Here is a 19364-nt window from a genome sequence, read left to right as displayed (position 1 = left end):
CTGCGGTCTATCGCTCAGCCGCGAGCCCGTGCCGTCCCCCCCCAACTCCAAGGGAGGACAGTTCCCATTGCGCCGCCGTCCGGCGGCGCCGTCCTTCGCGGCCGGGCATCTGGAAGTTTGAGGAAAGGTCGCCGATGTCCCCCACCCGCCACGCCGCAGCCCGCGCGCTGCTCTCCGATCCGCTGACCAACAAGGGCACCGCCTTCACCGAGGAGGAGCGAGACGAGTTCGGCCTGCACGGGCTGCTGCCGCCGCATGTCGGCACGCTGGACAGCCAGATCGAGCGCCGCCGCAACGCCCTGGAGGACAAGGAAAGCGACTTCCAGCGCTACGCCTTTCTGCGCGAGCTTCAGGACTCGAACGAAGTGCTGTTCCACGCACTGGTGCAGAGCGACCTGCCGCGCATGCTGCCGCTGGTCTACACGCCGACCGTGGGCGAGGGCTGCGAGCGTTTCAGCGAGATCTACCGCCGCCCGCGCGGCCTGTTCCTCAGCTATTCCAACCGCCACCGCATTGCCGATATTCTCTCCGATCCGGCCTATGACCGCGTGAAGGTGATCGTCGTCAGCGATGGCGAGCGTATCCTCGGCCTTGGCGATCAGGGCGCTGGCGGCATGGGCATCCCGATCGGCAAGCTGGCGCTCTACACCGCCTGCGCGGGCATTCACCCGGCCGAAGTGCTGCCGATCCTGCTCGACCTCGGCACCGACAACCATGCGCTGCGCGAAGACCCGCTCTACATCGGCTACCGGGCGCCCCGCGTGCGCGGCAAGGACTACGACGATTTTGTCGAGGCCTTCGTCTCCGCCGTGAACGACCGCTTCCCCGGCGTGCTGCTGCAGTGGGAGGACTTCGCGGGCAAGAACGCCTACGACCTGCTGGTGCGCTACCGCGACCGCCTGCTGAGCTTCAACGACGACATCCAGGGCACGGCCGCCACCGCCGTCGGCACGCTGCTTTCGGCGATCCGCAAGACCGGCGTGCCGATCACCGAGCAGCGCGTGGTGCTGTTCGGCGCGGGCGCGGCGGGCAGCGGGGTTGCCGAGATGCTGGTGCAGGCCATGCAGCTCGAAGGCCTCGGCGAAGCCGATGCGCGCGCGAAGATCTGGGCGGTCGACCGTGACGGCCTGATCCTCTCCGACGTTCCGCGCATGCCGCCGCAGCAGGTGAAGCTGGCGCACGATCCCGCCGATATTGCCGGCTGGAACCTCTCGGGCAGCAACATGATCACGCTGCAGGACACCATCGCCAACGTGAAGCCCACCGTGCTGATCGGCACCTCGGGCCAGAAGGCGGCCTTCGACGAGCGCGCGATCCGCACCATGGCCGAGCATGTCGAACGCCCGGTGGTGTTCCCGCTTTCCAACCCGATCTCGCGCGCCGAAGCCCACCCGGCCGACGTGCTGGAATGGACCGGCGGCAAGGCCATCGTCGGCACCGGCAGCCCCTTCGGCATTGCCGGGGTGACGCAGGTCAACAACGTCTACGTCTTCCCCGGCATCGGCCTCGGCGCGCTGGCGAGCGGGGCGACCACGGTCAGCGACGGCATGTTCATGGCCGCCGCGCGCCGTCTCGGTGAACTGCATGAGGGCGACGAGGGCCTGCTGCCGCCGGTCACCGCGCTGCGCGAAGTGGCGCTGGAAATCGCCGTTGCCGTCGTCGAACAGGCGGTGGCGGAAGGCCTCGCCACGGCCGAGCCCGAAGCGCTCACCCGCGAGAGCATCGCGGCGAGCATGTGGAAGGCCGAATACGCCCCGGTCGAGTAAGCGCGGTGGGCGAGGCGCATGAGCGCGTGAGGGTCGGCCTGATCGGCTACGGCTATGCCGGGGCGACCTTCCATGCGCCGCTGATTGCGGCGGTGCCGGGGCTCTCGCTCGGCGCTTTTGTGTCGAGCAGGCCCGCGCCCATCCTGGAACGCTACCCGGAGGCGACGATCCACGCAGAGGCCGAGGCGCTGCTGGCCGATCCGGCCATCGATCTTGTCGTCATCGCCGCGCCCAACTCCATGCATTTCCCGCTGGCGGCAGCGGCGATGCGGGCGGGCAAGCATGTCGTCGTCGACAAGCCCTTTACGCTGGACCTTGCCGAAGCGCGCGCCCTGATCGCCCTTTCGCAGGAAACCGGGCGTAACCTGACGGTGTTCCACAACCGCCGCTGGGACAGCGACTTTGCCACCGTGCGCAAGACCATCGCTGACGGACTGGTGGGCGATCCCGTCCACCTTGAAACCCGTTTCGACCGCTTCCGCCCGCAGGTTCGCGACCGCTGGCGCGAGAACGCCGGGCCGGGGGCGGGCGTGTGGTTCGATCTGGGGCCGCACCTTGCCGATCACGCGCTGCTGCTGATGGGCCTGCCGGAGCGGGTGACCGCCTCGCTCGCGCTCCAGCGCGAAGGCGCGCAGGCCGATGACTGGGCCCATGTCGTGCTCGAATTCGGCGGCAAGCGGGCGATCCTTCACGCCTCGATGCTGGTATCGGGCGGCTCGCCGCGCTTCGTGGTCCACGGCACCGGCGGCAGCGCCGTGAAGCAGGGCATGGACATGCAGGAGAGCCAGCTTGTCGCAGGCATGACGCCCGGCGCCGAGGGCTGGGGCGAAGACCCCGATCCGCTCGTGCTGCATAGGGCCGGAAACGCTCCGCGCAGCATTCCCGCCGAGCGCGGCGACCAGCGGGAGTTCTACCGCCTCGTGGCCGAAGCGGCGCAGAGCAGGGCGGCGAACCCGGTGCCGCCGATCCAGTCGCTGGCGGTGATGGCGGTTATCGAGGCGGCGCAGCAATCGGCTGCGGAAGGGCGCTGCGTGGAACTGCCGCTGACCGAGGCAGAGCGGCGGGCATGGGCTGAAAGCCGTTAAAAAATGGGGATTCTGGGGGATGATCCCCCAGACCCGCACAATGTCTGCGTCGCGCCTGGGCTAAGCCCTTGCGCAGGCATTCCGGCTTCGAATGGCCTTCGGCCGGACTGGGGCAGGATAGCCTTCGAACCCAATAAACGCCGTCGCCCCCGCGTAGGCGGGGGCCCCGCTTTTTTGGCCACAACGCCAGGCCGGAAGAACAAGCGGGGTCCCCGCCTGCGCGGGGACGACGGGGTGATAGGATCAGGCTCGGATCAAAAAATTCCGGGAAGATCCAGACCCTTCTCCCGCGCACAATCCCGCGCGATCTCGTACCCGGCATCGGCGTGACGCATCACGCCCGTCGCCGGGTCGTTCCACAGCACGCGCTCCAGACGTTTCGCCGCCGCTTCGGTGCCGTCGGCAACGATGACCATGCCCGAATGCTGCGAATAGCCCATGCCGACGCCGCCGCCGTGGTGCAGCGAGACCCATGTGGCGCCGCTCGCGGTGTTGAGCAGCGCGTTGAGCAGCGGCCAGTCCGAAACCGCGTCCGAACCGTCGCGCATGGCCTCGGTCTCGCGGTTGGGCGAGGCGACGGAGCCGCTGTCGAGGTGGTCGCGGCCGATCACGACCGGGGCCTTGAGTTCGCCGTTCGCCACCATCTCGTTGAAGGCGAGGCCGAGGCGATGACGGTCACCCAGCCCGACCCAGCAGATGCGCGCGGGCAGGCCCTGGAACTGGATCTTCTCGCGCGCCATGTCGAGCCAGTTGTGCAAGTGCGCGTGGTCGGGCAGCAGTTCCTTCACTTTGGCGTCGGTCTTGTAGATGTCCTCGGGATCGCCCGAAAGCGCGGCCCAGCGGAACGGCCCCACGCCGCGGCAGAACAGCGGGCGGATATAGGCGGGCACGAAGCCGGGGAAGTCGAACGCGTTCTCGACGCCTTCGTCCTTCGCCATCTGGCGGATGTTATTGCCATAGTCGGTGGTGGGCACGCCCGCCGCCTGGAAGTCGAGCATGGCCCGCACGTGGACCGCCATGGAGGCCTTGGCCGCCCTGGCGACGGCTTCGGGCTCACGCTCGCGGCGCTCGATCCATTCGGCAACGGTCCAGCCGGCGGGGAGGTAGCCGTTGACGGGATCGTGGGCGGAAGTCTGGTCGGTCAGCAAGTCGGGACGGATGCCGCGCGCGTAGATTTCGGGCAGCAGCTCCGCCGCATTGCCGAGCAGGCCGACCGAGACCGGCTTCTTGTCGGCATTGGCCTTCGCGATGATCGCCATGGCTTCGTCGATGGTCTCGGCGGCGACGTCGAGGTAGCCGGTGCGCAGGCGCATTTCGATGCGGCTGGGCTGGCATTCGATGGCAAGGCACGAGGCGCCCGCCATCACGGCGGCCAGCGGCTGGGCGCCGCCCATGCCGCCAAGGCCGGCGGTCAGCAGCCACTTGCCCGAAAGGTCGCCATCGTAGTGCTGGCGGCCCATCTCGACGAACGTTTCGTAGGTGCCCTGAACGATGCCCTGCGTGCCGATGTAGATCCACGATCCGGCGGTCATCTGGCCGTACATGGCAAGGCCGCGCTTATCGAGTTCGTTGAAGTGTTCCCAATTCGCCCATTCCGGCACGAGGTTGGAATTGGCGATCAGCACGCGCGGCGCATCGGCATGGGTGCGGAACACCCCGACCGGCTTGCCGGACTGGACCAGCAGCGTCTCGTCATCGTTCAGGCGGCGCAGGGTCTCGACGATCTTGTCGTAGCTTTCCCAGTCGCGCGCGGCGCGGCCGATGCCGCCGTAGACCACCAGTTCCTCGGGCCGCTCGGCCACGTCGGGGTGGAGGTTGTTCATCAGCATGCGCAAGGGGGCTTCGGTGAGCCACGATTTCGCGGAAAGTTCGGTGCCGGTCGCAGGCTTGATGACGCGGCTGTTGTCGAGGCGGGTCATTGTGTGTTTCCTCAGGTCAGGATTGCGCGAAGGCGATGGCGGCCTTCAGCACGTCTTGCAGGATCGGGGTGAGGGCGGCGGCACGCGCCGCCGAATAGGGCAGCGGCCAGTTGGCTTCGTCCGGCACTTCGGGTTCGTCCATGTAGCCGCGAATGGCGAGTTCCATCTGGATCGCATGGACGCCGCTGGCAGGCTCTCCGTAGTGCCGCGTGGTCCAGCCGCCACGGAAGCGGCCGTCGAGAACGTGGGGGAGGCCGCTCGCCTTGCAGACTTCCACCACGGCGGCGGAAAGCGCCGGATCGCAGGTCTGGCCAAGGTTGGTGCCGATGTTGAACTGCGGCAGTTCGCCGCCGAACAGGCGCGGCACGTGGCTGCGGATCGAGTGCGCGTCGTAGACCACGACTTTGCCGTGAAGCATCCGCAGCCGCGCGATCTCGGCGCGGAGCGCGGCGTGGTACGGATCGAACCAGAGCGTGCGGCGGCGGGCGATCTCGGCCTCATCCGGGCCTTCGGCCTTGTAGAGCGGCTCCCCGTCGAACGTGGTCGTCGGGCAGAGTTCCGTCGTCGCCTGCCCGGGATAGAGCGAGGCGCCCGAAGGATCGCGGTTGAGGTCGATCACGCTGCGCGAAACGTGTGCAGCAATCGTCGTTGCGCCAAGCGCGCGGGCGAAGGCGTAGAGATCGTCCACCCACCAGTCGGCATCGCGCCGCGCCAGCCATTCCGAGCGGAACAGCGGGCCGACGTCGGCCAGATCGGTGCCGACATGCGGAAAGGCGACAATCAGCGGCGCCTGCCCATGGTGAAGGACGAAGCTCATCAGGCCCCTCCTGTCAAGCGACGCCGGGCAGCAGGTCGCCGCCGATGTCGACCAGCGCGCCCGAGCGGATCAGCGCATTCGCCGCTTCCATGTCGGGGTGGAAGTGGCGGTCTTCCTCCAGTGTCGGCACCTGCGCGCGCAGGCTTTCGCGGGCCTGTTCCAGCACCTTGCTCGATGCCAGCGGGGCGTGGAAATCGATGCCCTGCACGGCGGCGAGCAGTTCGATCCCCAGCACCGCGTCGGCATTGGCGACCATGCCGATCAGGCGGCGCGCGCCGTGGGCGGCCATCGAGACGTGGTCTTCCTGGTTGGCCGAAGTCGGGATCGAATCGACCGATGCCGGATAGGCCTTCTGCTTGTTTTCGGAGACCAGCGCGGCGGCCGTGACCTGCGGGATCATGAAGCCCGAATTGAGGCCGGGGCGCGGCGTCAGGAAGGCGGGCAGGCCGGACAGCGCCGGGTCCACCAGCATCGCCACGCGGCGCTCGGAGATCGAGCCGATCTCGCAGACGGCCAGCGCGATCATGTCGGCGGCGAAGGCGACCGGCTCGGCATGGAAGTTGCCGCCGGAGAGCGCTTCGTCCGCTTCCGGGAAGATCAGCGGGTTGTCGGAAACGCCGTTGGCCTCGATCTCCAGCGTCGTGGCCGCCTGGCGCAGCACGTCGAGCGCGGCGCCCATGACCTGCGGCTGGCAGCGCAGGCAGTACGGGTCCTGCACGCGGGCGTCGTTCTCAAGATGGCTGGCGCGGATCGCGGAGCCCTGCATCAGCGCGCGCAGGGCGTCCGCCACCTCGATCTGGCCGGGATGGCGGCGCAGGGCGTGGATGCGGCGGTCGAACGGGGTGTCGGAACCCTTGGCGGCCTCGGTCGAGAGGGCGCCGGTGACGAGTGCGGACTGGAACAGGCGCTCCGCCTCGAACAGCCCGGCAAGGGCATTGGCGGTCGAGAACTGGGTGCCGTTGAGGAGGGCAAGGCCTTCCTTGGCGCCCAGTTCGACCGCCGCGAGACCGGCCTGCGCCAGCGCTTCTGCAGCGGGCAGGCGCTTGTCGCCGACAAAGATCTCGCCGACGCCGATCATCGTCGCGGCCATGTGCGAAAGCGGGGCAAGGTCGCCGCTGGCGCCGACCGAACCTTGCGAGGGCACCACCGGCGTCAGGCCCTTGGCCAGCATCGCTTCCAGCAGTTCCACCGTCTCGACGCGCACGCCCGAGGCACCTTGCGCGAGGCTGGCGAGCTTCAGCGCCATCATCAGGCGGATCACCGAGACGGGCGAAGGCTCACCGGTGCCGGCGGCGTGGCTGAGCACGATGTTGCGCTGCAGCGCGGCGAGATCCTCGTCCCCGATGCGCACGCTCGCCAGCTTTCCGAAGCCGGTGTTGATGCCGTAGACCGGCTGGCCCTTGGCAAGAATGCGGGCGACGGCGGCGGCGCTTTCGGCAATCACCGGCATGCACGCGGGATCTAGCTTCACGCCGGCGCCGCGATAGATCGCGCGCCAATCCCTGAGGCTCACCGTGCCGGGGGTTAGCAGCACTTCGTTCATTGACCACTCCAGATGCGGGCATGGAGCGGATTGAGCCCCATGCGATAGACAAGTTCGGACGGATGCTGGACATCCCAGATCGCCAGATCGCAGCGTTTGCCGGCTTCCAGCGTGCCGCGGTCGGCAAGACCGAGCGCGCGGGCGGCATTGCGGGTGACGCCGGCCAGGCATTCATCGACGGTCAGGCGGAACAGCGTCGCGCCCATGTTCATCGTCAGCAGCAGCGAGGTGAGCGGCGAGGTGCCGGGGTTGCAGTCGGTCGCCAGCGCGATCGGCACAGCGGCGGCGCGCAGTTGCGCAATCGGCGGCAGCACGGTCTCGCGCGTGAAGTAATAGGCGCCGGGCAGCAAGGTGGCGACAGTGCCGGAAGCGGCCATGGCGTCGATCCCGGCAAGATCGAGATGTTCGAGATGATCGGCGGAAAGCGCGCCGAACCGCGCCGCGAGCGCCGCGGCGTGGAGGTTCGAAAGCTGTTCTGCGTGAAGCTTTACCGGCAACCCGTGGGCGCGGGCGGCGGCGAACAGGCGCTCGGTTTGCTGCGCGGAAAAGCCGATGCCTTCGCAGAAGGCGTCCACCGCATCGGCAAGGCCCTCGCGGGTCACTTCGGGCAGCATGACCTTGCAGATATGCTCGATGTAGCCATCGGCATCGCCTGCGAATTCGGGCGGGAGGGCGTGGGCACCCAGGAATGTGGTGGCGATGGCAACCGGCCGCTCGCGGCCCAGCCGCCGCGCGGCGCGCAGCATCCTGAGTTCGCTGGCAAGGTCGAGGCCATAACCGGACTTCACTTCGACGGTGGTCGCGCCTTCGCCGATCAGCGCGTCAAGACGGGGCAGGGCGCTGGCGACAAGGTCGTCCTCGCTGGCGGCGCGCGTGGCCGTCATGGTGGAGACGATGCCGCCGCCGGTACGGGCAATTTCCTCGTAGCTGGCGCCCGCCAGCCGCAGTTCGAACTCGCGCGCGCGGTTGCCGGCATGGATGAGGTGCGTGTGGCAATCGACAAGGCCGGGGGTGATCCAGCGGCCCTCGCAGTCGATGATCCTTGTCGCATCGAGGGCCGGAGCTTCCGCGACGGGCCCGGCGTAGACGATCTTGCCGTCCGTCGCCGCGATCAGGCCGCGCTCGATCGCGCCGATACCCTCCGCTTGCGGGGCCATCGTGGCGAGGCGGGCGTTGGTCCAGATCGTGTCGCAGAGCATCGGGGGGCAGTCTCTCCGGGCGGGTCTCTCTGGCGCGTCTTATTGCATCGGCCTGCTTTAATGTATAGACAAAAAGCCATCCAAGGGAGCGTCCGATGCCTCAACTCCAGCCGCGTCAGTCCTTTACGATCCATGCGGGGCATGCGTTTATCGAGTCCGGGTGCGAGTCCGGTTGGGCGCGGGATGTGCGCTTTACGGTCGTTGACGGGCGGATCGCGCGGATCGAATCGGGTGCCCAGCCGGACGCGGGGGACGAACGTCACGCTTGCTTGATTCCGGGCATTCCCAACCTCCACAGCCACGCCTTCCAGCGCGGCATGGCCGGCCTTGCCGAGCAGCGCGGGAATAGCGACGACAGCTTCTGGACCTGGCGCGAGGTCATGTACCGTTTCCTTGACCGCATGACGCCCGAGGACCTCCATGCCATCGCGGCGCTGGCGGCGATGGAGATGCTGGAGAGCGGCTTCACGCGGCTTGGCGAGTTTCACTACTTGCACCATGATGCCGACGGGCACGCCTATGCCGATCCCGCACGCATGGGCGCGGCGATTGCCGAGGCGGCGGCGGAAACCGGCATCGGGTTGACGCTGCTGCCGGTGTTCTATGCCCATTCCGGCTTCGGCGCGCTGGCGCCGAACCATGGGCAGCGCCGGTTCCTTCACGATCTCGACGGTTTTGCGCGCCTGCTGGAGGGCGCCCGCGCGGCGGTTGCCGGACTGGACGAGGCGGTGGTCGGCCTCGCGCCGCACAGCCTGCGCGCCGTGTCCCCGGAGGAACTGCTGCATCTGCAGGCGATGGCGGGGCAGGGCCCGATCCATATCCACATCGCCGAACAGATGAAGGAAGTGGAGGACTGCCTCGCCTGGAGCGGCCAGCGCCCGGTCGAATGGCTGCTCGATCACGCGGAAGTGGATCGCCGCTGGTGCATGGTCCACGCCACCCACATGACGCATGAGGAAACCACGCGGCTTGCGCGCAGCGGCGCGGTGGCGGGGCTCTGCCCGATTACCGAGGCCAATCTGGGCGACGGCCTGTTCCCGATGGCGGACTGGCTCGCCGCCGGGGGCGCTTACGGCATCGGCAGCGATTCCAACGTGCTGATCGACGCGACCGAGGAAATGCGCCTGCTCGAATACGGGCAGCGGCTGTTCACGCGCAGGCGCAACCTGCTGGCTGACGCTGCAACTGCTTCGAGCGGGGAGGCGATCTGGCGCGCCGCGCTGAACGGCGGCGCGCAGGCGCTGGGCGTCGAGGCCGGGCTGAAGCAGGGCAATGCCTTCGATGCGGTTTCGCTGGACCTCGATCATCCCTCGCTCTGCGCGCGGGGCGCGGAGCGCGTGCTTGACGGGCTCGTCTTCGCCTCGGGCCGTGCGGGTATCGATTGCGTCTGGCGCTTTGGGAAACAGGTGGTTAGCTCTGGCCGCCACCACGCACGCGACGGGATCGTCCGACGCTATCGGAAGACCCTGGACCGACTCTGCGCATGACCCTTTCCGAACGTATCCGCCACGATTTCGAGAGCCGCATCCTTGCCGGCACGCTCGCCCCCGGCGAACGCCTGCCGACCGAGCAGGACTTGATGGAACGCTACGGCTGCGCGCGGATGACGGTGAACAAGGCGCTTTCCGCGCTCGCCGCCGCCGGGCTGGTCGAGCGGCGGCGCAAGGCGGGCACGTTTGTCGCCCGGCCGCGCGTGCATTCGATGGCGATGGACATTCCCGACCTTGGCGCCGAAATCGCCGCGCGCGGGCAGGCCTATCGTTTTGAACTTGCGCGCCGCAAGCTGGTGCGCGCCGCCGATGCGGCGGTGAAGTGGGATGTGGGCGGCGAAGTGCCGCTGCTGGAGCTTTCGGGCATCCACTTCGCCGACGATGCGCCGATGGCCTGGGAGCACCGCTTCGTGAACGCCGCTGCGGTGCCCGAGATCGTCGAGGCCGGGTTCTCCTCGCCCGGCGGCTGGCTGCTGGAACACGTGCCCTGGACCGAGGCCGATGCCCGGATCACCGCCGCTGCCGCCACCGGCTTGGAAGCCAGGGCGCTGGCCGTCGCCAGCGGGGCGCCGTGCCTCAGCATTGAGCGGCGGACCTGGCGCGGCTCCGAGCCGATCACCTATGTGCGCCAGCTGTTTCTGGCCGGAGCCTATGAACTGAACGCCCATTTCGGGCCCTCGGCGGGTACCCGCTGATCATTCCTTGTGCCTGGGCCTCAGGAATTTTCCATAGTCGCCTGAATGGTTTAGGCATGCCACAAGGGCGGCTTGGCGGACTGGAACGGGGGCGGGGTTGAAAGGCGGCATGGATGAGGGGGCTCTGCGCTCGCTGGTGATCGTGGGCGGCGGCATGGCCGGATGGACGGCGGCGAGCATGATCGCGCGCAAGTTCCGCCCCGGTCCCTTGCGGATCACGGTGATCGAAAGCGAGGATGGCGGCAGAGCCGACCTCCTGGCCGACCTCCCCGCCAATCTTCTCGATGGTTCGGCGACACCGCTCATGCGCAAGTTCAACGCCGCGCTGGGCATCGAGGAGAACCGCTTCCTTGCCCAGAGCAGCGGCACCTTCCGGCTCGGCACCGAATTTCGCGACTGGCGCGAGGCGGGCAACGTCCATTTCCATGGGTACGGCGACTATGGCGAGGCGATCGACGGCATCGCCCCCCACCACTTCTGGCTGCGCCTGCGCGCCGGTGGCGACACCGCGCCGATCGACGACTGGTCGCTGGCCTATGCTGCCGCCAGCCGCGGCCGTTTTGCGGTTCCGGCGGGGGACGGTGCCCGCTTTCGCCATGGCTACCATTTCGATGCCGCGCAGCATGTCCGTTTCCTGCGCGCCTATGCAGAACGCTGCGGGGTGGAACGGATCGACGGACGGGTCGTCGACGCTGCGCTGGAGGGCGCCGAAGGCCACATTGCCGCCGTCACGCTGGCCGACGGCCGTGTGGTCGACGGCGAATTCTTCATCGATTGCACCGGCTTCGAGGGGCTGCTGATCGAGCAAGTGCTCCAGACCGGCTACGAGGACTGGTCGCACTGGCTGCCCTGCGACAGCGCCGTGCTGGCGCCGGGCAAGCGGTCGGGCGCGCTGCCGCCCCATGCGGTGTCCCTCGCGCGGGAGGCGGGCTGGCTGGGGCAGGCGGCGCTCCAGCACCGCGACGACTGGGGCTATTTCTATTCGAGCCGGTTCAGCGATGACGACCGGGCCCGTGCGGAGCTGCTCGCGGCGATGACCGGCGAACCCCTTGCCCAGCCGCGCCTGCTGCGGTTCACCAGCGGCCACCGGCGCAAGTTCTGGAACCGCAATTGCCTGGCGCTGGGGCAGGCCGCCGGGTTCATGGAGCCGCTGGCGGCGACCGCGCTGCATCTCCTCCAGTCCATGGTGCTGCGTTTTGTCGAGTTCTTTCCCGACGTCGACTTCGCTCCGGCGATTGCGGCGGAGTTCAACCGGCTCACGCTCGGCGAGTACGAGCGGATCCGGGATTTCCTGACCCTGCACTATTTCCCCAGCCGCCGCCCGGAACCGCTCTGGCACTATTGCCGGAACATGGACCTGCCCGACACGCTGGTGCACCGGCTGGAGGTCTGGAAGGCGGCGGCGCGGGTCACCACCGAGGCGCAGGAGTGCTTTCAGGAGGCGGACTGGGTGGCGATCCTGCTCGGCAACGGCATCGTGCCGCGCCGGGTCGATCCGATCGCGGCGCGGATCGATCCGGGCAAGGTGGCGATGGGCATGAAGGCCCGCCGCGACGCCGTGGTGCGCACGGCCCATGCGATGCCGACCCATGCCCACTACGTCGAACGCAACTGCACGCCGGAAACATCGGTGGCCCGAACCTGACGGGGCGTGAAGGCCGGTCAGTTCACCGTCGCATCGAAGCGGATCGCGAAGCTGGCGCCCGCCGCCAGCGTCGGTGCGCTCGCCTGGACGATACCCGAGGCATAGGACCCGCCGTAGGGATCGCTTTCGTCGCTGCCGGCGGCATTGTCGTCCTCCGGCGTGGCGGCGCCGGCGCAGTCGCTGCCCGATGCGATGCTGCCCGCGACGTAGGTGAGCGCGGCGGGGATCGGGTCGGTGGCGGTGACGCTCGTGGCGGCGCTGCTGCCGGTATTGGCGACAAGGATGCAATAGCGCACCGTCGCGCCGGGGATCGCCTTGGGATTGCCGGTGCCGCTCACCGGATCGCTGAGGACCCAGCTGGTCTTGGTGACGGCCAGTGTCGTGCTGGGGCGGCAGAAGGTGAGGTCGTGCAGCGCGATGGCCTGCTGGCCGGGGTCGCCGGGGGCGAGGGCGTGGTTGCCGTAGTGGATGACGATGGTGTCGACCGGCTGCGCAAAGGTGACGGTGATGTTGCCGTCGCTGCTGCCGTCGTCGCTCAGGCCGTCGCCATAGGCGCTATTGCCGATCACGTAGTTGGTCACGCCGTTGGTCAGCGTGGGGGTGACGGTGGTCCCGTTGTAGCGGCCCTCCACGGTGACCCTGTCGGCGAACTGGCCGGAATAGTAATCGACGTCGAAGATCCTGAACTGCGCGCCGGGCAGGGCGGTGGGCAGGGTGATCGTGGTTGTCGCCTCGGCGCTGACGCTGGGCATGTTGACCATCTCGAACAGCGCATAGTCGCTGAGGCCGCCGTTGACGACGTTCTGGCGCACCGGCGACTGGCCGCCATACGTCGAACTGCTGAGCCAGGTGCCCTGATTGGCGAGCGCGAAGCTGATCGTGCCGAGCGTGTCGAGGGCATAGGAATTGGCGGTGCTGCCGGTGGTCCAGGCGCGGTTGCTCCAGTCGAACACCACGGTTCCCGCCGCGCAGGTGAGCGCAGGCGGCGTGCCCGCCACGCGGCTGCCGGTGACGGTCAGCGCGGCGCTGGCATAGTCGTCCTCGCCGGTCGCGCCGTTGCCGGGGGTGGAGTCCGGGTCGCTCTGGTCGCTGGCGGTGATCTGCGCCGTGTTGGTGAGCGTGGCACCGGCGCTGGCATTGACGGTGCCGGTGATGTCGATGGTGACGCTGGCACCGGGCGCGAGCGATCCCACCGTCCACACCCCGGTCGCGGCATTGAAGCTGCCGGTGCCGTTCGCGGAGACGTAAGTGAAGCCGTCCGGCAGCGTGTCGGTGACGGTCACGCTGGTGGCGGTGTCGGTGGAGGTGGCGGCGTTGCTCACCGTCAGCCGGAAGGTCGCCAGGCTGCCCGCCGTCGGGCTGCTGGTGAGCCATGCATTCGCCAGTGAAAGGTCGGCGCCTTTGGCATCGAAAGCGAGGCCGGACAGCGCGATGGACTGCGGGTTGGGGTTGGCGGTGCCGGACACGGTGGCGCTGCTGTAGACGATGCGGATGCGCTTCACCGCCTGCGAGCCGAAGTCGAAGGCGATGTTGCCGCTGGGCGAGGTCGTGGCTGACTGGGCGGTGCCGTTCCACCCGCTGGTGTCGGTGCTGACGGCGCTTCCGGCCGTCCCGTAGGAAGTGCCTGCCGCGCTCACGAAGGTGCCATTGCCGGTGTCGTAATAGACGGCAACGGCGTCGCGGTTGTAGGTGTTGCCGTTGCCCGTCTCGCGGTCCACGTCGGCCAGCGTGAAGGCGAGGCCGGTCACGCTGCGGCCCAGGGTGATGTCGATGGTGATCCGGTTGTTCGCATCGAAGCGCGATGCATCGAAGTCCAGCAGCAAGGCCGGACTGACGCCGCCGATCGAACTGGTGTTGTAGACCACATGGCCGTTGTAGCCCGCGGCGACGGCGAAAGTGCCCGCGCCGCCGGTCGTGATGCTCCAACCGGTGCTGACGGTGGTGCCGTCGCTGGCGGTGATCGACGCCGATGTGCCGACCGATCCGCCATTGGACAGGCCAAGGCTCGACCATGTAGCGGTCGCGCTCTGCGCCTGTGCGGTGGTGGCGGCCAGCAGCGCAGCCAATGCGGTGAAGAGGGCGATAAGACGCGCCGTCATCGGCTCAGCCCCAAAAAGCCGAGGCTGTCCTTGTCGAACTTGGCGCGCAGGACGGCGAACAGGCCCTTGCCGGTGCTGCGCGCCGCCGAATAGTCGCGGTCGCGGAAGCCGGTCAGGTTGTAGCCGATGGTCACGAGCATGTCCCGCGCGGGCACCAGGCAGATCTGCGGGCCGATGGCGAAGCGGGTGGTGTGTTCGGTGAAGGCGCGGCGCACCGTGGCGCTGCCGCCGAGCGAGACCCGTTCGCCGATGCCGATGCCCAGATCGAGCCCGGCGACGGCGGTGAAGCCCGCCAGATCGAAACCTGCATACCGGTCAAAGCTGTAGCGCCCCCCCACGAACAGGCCCAGTTCCATGCGGCGGACCATGCTTTTCCCTACAGTGCCATTAACCAAATTTGCGTTAACCGAACCGAGCGGCGACCAGTTGGTGGAGAGGCTGGCGAGCAGGCGGCGCGCGGTCGCATTGTCGCTGGCGGAAAGCGCGCTGTTGCCCGCCGCATCGGCGTTGCCGCCGGTGCCCACGACCGTTCGGTCGCTGCGGTATTCCAGCTTGGCGAGCGCGGCGAAGGGCGATTCCGCCGGACGGTGGGCAAGCGAGAGGGCGGCGTCGGTCACTTCGCTCACGGTGCCGTCCTGCGCTTTCGCATGGGTCCAGGTCATGCCGGAGCCGACCACGCTGCCTTCGCCCAGTTGCCGGATCGCGCCGAAGGTCAGGCCCTTGCGGTCGGTCACTTCGCCGCCGCGCCATTCGGCGCGGGCCGTGACCGACCAGCGCTCATGCCGCCAGGCCGCGCCGAAGGTGAGGGCAGTGAAATCCTCGAACAGCAGGGCGTCGGAGGTACTGATCTGGCCGCCGCTGGTGACCGGCTGGGCCTCGTTGACGATCTTGCTGGCCGATACGCCGCCCACCGTCCGGTTGCCGTCGACAGTGGCGTCCAGCGTCAGGTTTTGGGTCACCGGCAGGCTCTGGGCTAGGCCATAAGCCGCGTAAGCGCGCTGGCCGGATTCGCCGATGTCCTGAAAACCCATGCCGCCCGAGAGGCGCGCATTGCTCCATGCGGCGGTCTCGATCCTGCCCTTCAGCGTGCGCGCGTCGATGGCATTGCCCCGTGCGATCTCGTAGCTGGCGGCGGCGCGGATGTCCTGCGTCACCGCGTAGCGCAGGCCGAGCCGGTGCCGGGTGGGCAGGTCCACCGAGTCCGTGCGGGCCAGCGGCAGGCTGGAATCGGCGGAGAGTTCCAGCCGGTTGCCCATGAGGCGGCGGGTCGCGCCGAATTCCAGCACGGCGGAATTGCCGGTGCTGCCATCCGCGAGATGATCGGCAAGCGCCGTCACGCCCGCGCGCAGGTCGGTCTGGCCGTTCCGCCAGTTCACTTGTGTCTTCACGGCGTCGCGGCGTGCGTCGTCGGTCAGGCTCTCGTCGTGCCAGAGGCTGGCGGTGAGGCTGAGCCCTTGGCCAAGCGTGTAGCGGCTGTCGATCCCGAACTTGCGGCGGCCGCGCTCGGCAAGGGCCTGCTGGTTGGTGCCATAGCCGGCATCGACCGCGCGGGCATAGGCCAGCATGTCCAGCTTGCCGCTGTGGTGCTCCACTTCGACCAGCCAGGCCTGCGAGGTCCGGGCGTTCGCGCGGCTGGCGCCGAGTTCCGCGCGCAGCTGCGAGCGGGCGCCCAGCTGCAGGCGGGCATCGAGAGCGCCGATCTGCGTATGCGTATCGCCGTCGCGGTCGGAGATGGCCGAGGCGCCGAGGCGCAAGGCGCCGTCCGCCAGCATCACGTCGCCGCGCAGGCCCGCGTTCCACTGGCCATGGTCGAGATTGCTGTCCACTTCGTAGTCGATGACGATGAAGCGCGGGTTGAGCTCGGAATCGCGGCTGAGCACGGGTTCCTTGAACGTGATCGTGCCGGTGAGCAGGTCCACGTCGTAGTCGAGGTAGCGCGTCAGCGGCGTGCTCTCCACCACCCGTTCGGAGCGAAAGCGGTCGCGTACCACCAGCGTCACCGTCTCGCTGCTGGCGACGATGGCCTTCGACGAGAGGCTGTAGGGGCCGGAAATGCCCGCGCCCTGGATTTCGTCATGGCGGTGGCTGGTCTCGATCTTCGCTGCAAAGCCCTGAGCATGGAACGCGCCCCGCCGCCCTTCCGCCTTGGCGCCGGTGGCGGTGCGGACGTAGCGGGCCAGCTGGGTCTGGTCGAAGCCCGTGTCGATATCGCCGTAGATCGCATAGAACGCGCGGCTTTCGATGCGCACGTAGAGCTTGTCGCGGCTGGCGGCGTCGAAGCGGCGGGTCGAGCCGTCGGCGAAGACGGTGTAGTAGGCCTTGGGATCGATGGTGCCCAGCAGCACCTGATCGTCGCGCTGTTTGGCGCTGTCGTAGGCGGCGGTGATAAGCAAGCTGCCGAGCACGCGGCCCTTGGCATAGAACGCGGTGCGCGCGTGCCTGCCAAGGTCGCTGCCTGACGTGCCGCTGTGCTGCATGGCGTCGGCGATGGACTGCGAACCCACGGCGCCTTCGGCAAGGCCCACCAGTGTCCATTTCTGGTCGCCGGGAACAACCCAGCCTTCAAGGTCCTGCGTGCTTGTCACTTCGCCGTCCGCGAACGTGAAGGTCAGGTGCAGCGGGCCGGAGACCATGGTGGGCGCGAGTTCGACCATGGCAAGGCCCTGATCGCCCGCGACCGTCCAGGTGGGGGACGTGCTGCCGGACCCGCTGAGCTGGCGCTGCTGCATCCGCGCGATGGCGGCGGCGCTTTCGTAGGGCGCGTTGATCGAGAGCGCGCCGGAAACGCCCGCGCGCACCGGGTTGCCCTTGCGGTCGGTCAGGCGCAGCGCGATCACCGGGCGCGAGTGGCCATCGGCGACCAGGTGGGACCGCTCGCGCAGGATCTGCGCATGGGCGGGTGCGGCGGCAAAATGCACGTCGCGGGCAAGCTCCGTGGCCACCGAGCCATCGGCATTGCGCACGGTGGCGGCCAGATGCGTGACCTCCCCGTCCAGCGGCACGCCGCGCCAGATGCTGACGGCATAGCGGCCATCGGCGGAGGTCTTGACGCCGTCGAAACTGAGCGCCGGGACCGGCTTGCCACCGGCGGTGAGGTCCACCTTCTGGCCGCTCTTGTGGCGGATCACCACGCGAATGGCCGGTGCGCGCGGGTTGTGGTCGGGCGCGGGGAACAGGAAGTCGATCGGGCCGTCGCCCATCGCCAGCCAGTCGGCGCCCGCGCCTGCCGCCCTGGCATCGTCGAGCACCGGGGCACCCTCTGGAGCGGGCTGGGTCGGTACCGGCGCCTTGAGATCGACCGCCGCGCGCAGGGCATTGGCGGGCACCACGGCGTGGAAATCGGCGGTGACGAGGCTGCCACCCTGACCGATGGCAAACAGCGAGTTTGCCTTGCCCGCATTGCGGACCGAGCTTCGGCAATCGACGAAACGGCCACCTGCGGGCAGGGTATCGGGCTCCGCCTGCACGACATGGGTGCCGGGCACGAGACCCTCGAAGTGGAAGCGGCCATCGGCGTCGGTCACGGCAAAGCTGCCGTCCTCCAGCATCACCCGCACGCCCGCAATGCCCTGCCGGCCGGAGGTCACGGTGCAGTCCCCGGCGCTGACGCGGCCGATCACGGTCATGCGCGCGGCGATGGTGTCCTTCTCGATCTTCACCACGGCGCTGGCCTTTTCGACGTCGCCGAGCAGGTCGGTGGTCTGGGCGAGGTTCACCGCCTGTCCGGCCGGTGCATCGCCGCGCACGCTCATCGCGTAGACGACCGTGCGGGTGCCCCCGGCGGGGATCGCGGCCAGGTTGATGGTGAGGCGGCTGCCGTCATCGGCGATGGTGACCGCACCGTCCTCCGGCTTTGTGCCGTCGACGCGGATCGAGGACTTGCGCAGCCGCAGGGAGGCGGAAGGCGTGTCGGCCAGCACCACGCCGGACTTGGCGCGGCTGGCATCCGGATTGCGCACGGTGACGGTGTAGAACACCACGTCGCCCGGGCTGGCACTGGCGCGCGACGCGGTCTTGGTGAGCGAAACGGCGCTTTCGGCGCGGTCCACGGGAATGTCGATACGCACCGGGGCGGGGGTGTCGAGCGTGACCACGCCGCCGAACGAGGCATCCTCGATCACCATCGTCTCGCCGTCCGGGCGGACATAGGCGCCCAGCACCGCGCGGGCGACGGCGGAGGGCGCATGGTAGCCGTCCGGCGGGGTGATCTTCAGCCGGTAGCGGCCGAGCGGGGCCAGCGGAAAGCGGTACTCGCCCGCGGGCATCGCATAGCTGTTGCCCGCGCCGTCCGTCACCGGCTCGCCGGAGACCACCGTGGAGGGCCAGGCGGTGACGCCGTCGTCGGCATAGACCCTTGCGGGCTGGCCGGTATCGGCATCGACGAGGGTGATCGTCGCACCGGACAGGGCGGTGCCGTTCTGGCTGTCGAACACCATGCCGTAAGGGTCGGCGAGGACCGAGACTTCGGTGCTGGCGATGGTCTGGTGGGTGGCGGGCGAACGGTAGGCGATCAGGATCGTGTCGTCATTGGCGACGCTGAGCTTGCAGTCGCTGGCCCTGGGCGCGGGCGGGATCGCGCTGGTCGGGATCGAGCCTGCGAAGATGCCGGTATCCGTGCCGGTCTCGAAGATGGTGATCTCTTCCTGGTCGCCTTGCGAGGTGGTGAGCGCCACCACGATGGCATCGACGGCGGCGGCATCGCGATTGGCGCTGGGCGCCTCGATGCGGATCACCATGTCCTCGCCGATGTGGAACGATCGGGCGCTGGCGATGGCGGTGAGCGTAGCGGCGCCGCTTGTCCCGGCAGAGCCTGGCGACAGCGCCGCGCCGTCGCAGGTCGAGGCGGCGAGCGGGGTGGAAAGCGGGGAGGAGGAGACCGAGCGATAGGTCTGGATGGTTGCCGCGCTGGGCACGACGTCGAACGTGACCGCATTGGACTGGCCGACGCGCTCCTGTCCGTCCTGGGTCCAGTAGGCCGCCGCGATGTTGGAGACGGTGGCGGCGCGGACGGGCGGCGCGGGCTGGACGAGGGCAAGCGAGAGCAGCGCCGCGAAGGACGCTGCTGCCCGCCTGAAGATCGTTCCGTATCGCACCCGGCTGCCCGCC

The 19364-nt window shown here is 68.8% G+C and carries 11 protein-coding genes; 5 read left to right on the top strand and 6 right to left on the bottom strand.

Annotated elements, in window-relative coordinates:
- Nucleotides 1-134: 134 nt before the first annotated feature.
- Together CA833_RS17560 and CA833_RS17555 are read left to right on the top strand one after the other, a co-directional pair.
- A complete protein-coding gene (locus tag CA833_RS17560; RefSeq protein ID WP_207078784.1) occupies nucleotides 135-1766 on the top strand; it encodes an NAD-dependent malic enzyme in 1632 nt (543 codons plus the stop codon).
- A 5-nt stretch (nucleotides 1767-1771) separates the two neighbouring features.
- Complete coding sequence (locus tag CA833_RS17555) at nucleotides 1772-2851, top strand: oxidoreductase (RefSeq protein ID WP_207078783.1); 1080 nt, start codon at nucleotides 1772-1774, stop codon at nucleotides 2849-2851.
- Nucleotides 2852-3105: 254 nt separating this feature from the next.
- Here the strand turns inward: CA833_RS17555 and hutU are convergent, their stop codons facing one another.
- Genes hutU through hutI form a run of 4 tightly spaced genes read right to left on the bottom strand, consistent with a single transcriptional unit; the run spans nucleotide 3106 to nucleotide 8329 of the window.
- Entirely contained in the window at nucleotides 3106-4770 is a 1665-nt protein-coding gene (hutU, locus tag CA833_RS17550; RefSeq protein WP_207078782.1) for a urocanate hydratase, read from the bottom strand.
- Between the two features lie 16 nt (nucleotides 4771-4786).
- Nucleotides 4787-5587, bottom strand: coding sequence for an N-formylglutamate deformylase (gene hutG / locus CA833_RS17545; protein ID WP_207078781.1), 801 nt, complete (start codon nucleotides 5585-5587; stop codon nucleotides 4787-4789).
- Between the two features lie 13 nt (nucleotides 5588-5600).
- Entirely contained in the window at nucleotides 5601-7130 is a 1530-nt protein-coding gene (gene hutH, locus CA833_RS17540) for a histidine ammonia-lyase (protein WP_207078780.1), read from the bottom strand.
- Complete coding sequence (gene hutI / locus CA833_RS17535; protein ID WP_207078779.1) at nucleotides 7127-8329, bottom strand: imidazolonepropionase; 1203 nt, start codon at nucleotides 8327-8329, stop codon at nucleotides 7127-7129. Before hutI ends, hutH begins: the two co-directional genes overlap by 4 nt.
- A gap of 95 nt (nucleotides 8330-8424) precedes the next feature.
- Here hutI and CA833_RS17530 point away from each other — a divergent pair, with 95 nt between their 5' ends.
- From CA833_RS17530 to CA833_RS17520, 3 genes are all read left to right on the top strand, one after another.
- Nucleotides 8425-9816, top strand: a complete 1392-nt coding sequence (locus tag CA833_RS17530; protein ID WP_207078778.1) for a formimidoylglutamate deiminase — start codon at nucleotides 8425-8427, stop codon at nucleotides 9814-9816.
- Nucleotides 9807-10514 carry a UTRA domain-containing protein gene (locus CA833_RS17525; RefSeq protein ID WP_207080163.1) on the top strand — a complete coding sequence of 236 codons (708 nt, stop codon included), beginning with the start codon at nucleotides 9807-9809 and terminating at the stop codon, nucleotides 10512-10514. Before CA833_RS17530 ends, CA833_RS17525 begins: the two co-directional genes overlap by 10 nt.
- 109 nt (nucleotides 10515-10623) lie before the next feature.
- On the top strand, nucleotides 10624-12159 hold the full coding sequence (locus tag CA833_RS17520; protein ID WP_207078777.1) for a tryptophan halogenase family protein: 1536 nt from the start codon (nucleotides 10624-10626) through the stop codon (nucleotides 12157-12159).
- 17 nt (nucleotides 12160-12176) lie between these two features.
- On the opposite strand, the gene CA833_RS17515 is transcribed toward CA833_RS17520, so the two are convergent.
- Both CA833_RS17515 and CA833_RS17510 read right to left on the bottom strand, forming a co-directional pair.
- Nucleotides 12177-14258, bottom strand: coding sequence for a DUF11 domain-containing protein (locus tag CA833_RS17515; protein ID WP_207078776.1), 2082 nt, complete (start codon nucleotides 14256-14258; stop codon nucleotides 12177-12179).
- The gene (locus CA833_RS17510) at nucleotides 14255-19351 is read right to left on the bottom strand and encodes a hypothetical protein (protein ID WP_242526175.1); all 5097 of its coding nucleotides are present in this window, start codon (nucleotides 19349-19351) and stop codon (nucleotides 14255-14257) included. The genes CA833_RS17515 and CA833_RS17510 overlap by 4 nt, the downstream gene beginning before the upstream one ends.
- Nucleotides 19352-19364 lie beyond the last annotated feature (13 nt).

It is taken from the genome of Novosphingobium sp. KA1, from assembly GCF_017309955.1.
Classification (GTDB): domain Bacteria; phylum Pseudomonadota; class Alphaproteobacteria; order Sphingomonadales; family Sphingomonadaceae; genus Novosphingobium.
This window is presented reverse-complemented; position numbering and strand designations above follow the sequence as displayed.

Coding starts and splice junctions, on each gene's coding strand:
- hutH (WP_207078780.1), bottom strand. CDS start 7,130: ATGAACGAAGTGCTGCTAACCCCCGGCACGGTGAGCCTCAGGGATTGG.
- CA833_RS17530 (WP_207078778.1), top strand. CDS start 8,425: ATGCCTCAACTCCAGCCGCGTCAGTCCTTTACGATCCATGCGGGGCAT.
- CA833_RS17515 (WP_207078776.1), bottom strand. CDS start 14,258: ATGACGGCGCGTCTTATCGCCCTCTTCACCGCATTGGCTGCGCTGCTG.
- hutI (WP_207078779.1), bottom strand. CDS start 8,329: ATGCTCTGCGACACGATCTGGACCAACGCCCGCCTCGCCACGATGGCC.
- CA833_RS17560 (WP_207078784.1), top strand. CDS start 135: ATGTCCCCCACCCGCCACGCCGCAGCCCGCGCGCTGCTCTCCGATCCG.
- hutG (WP_207078781.1), bottom strand. CDS start 5,587: ATGAGCTTCGTCCTTCACCATGGGCAGGCGCCGCTGATTGTCGCCTTT.
- CA833_RS17520 (WP_207078777.1), top strand. CDS start 10,624: ATGGATGAGGGGGCTCTGCGCTCGCTGGTGATCGTGGGCGGCGGCATG.
- hutU (WP_207078782.1), bottom strand. CDS start 4,770: ATGACCCGCCTCGACAACAGCCGCGTCATCAAGCCTGCGACCGGCACC.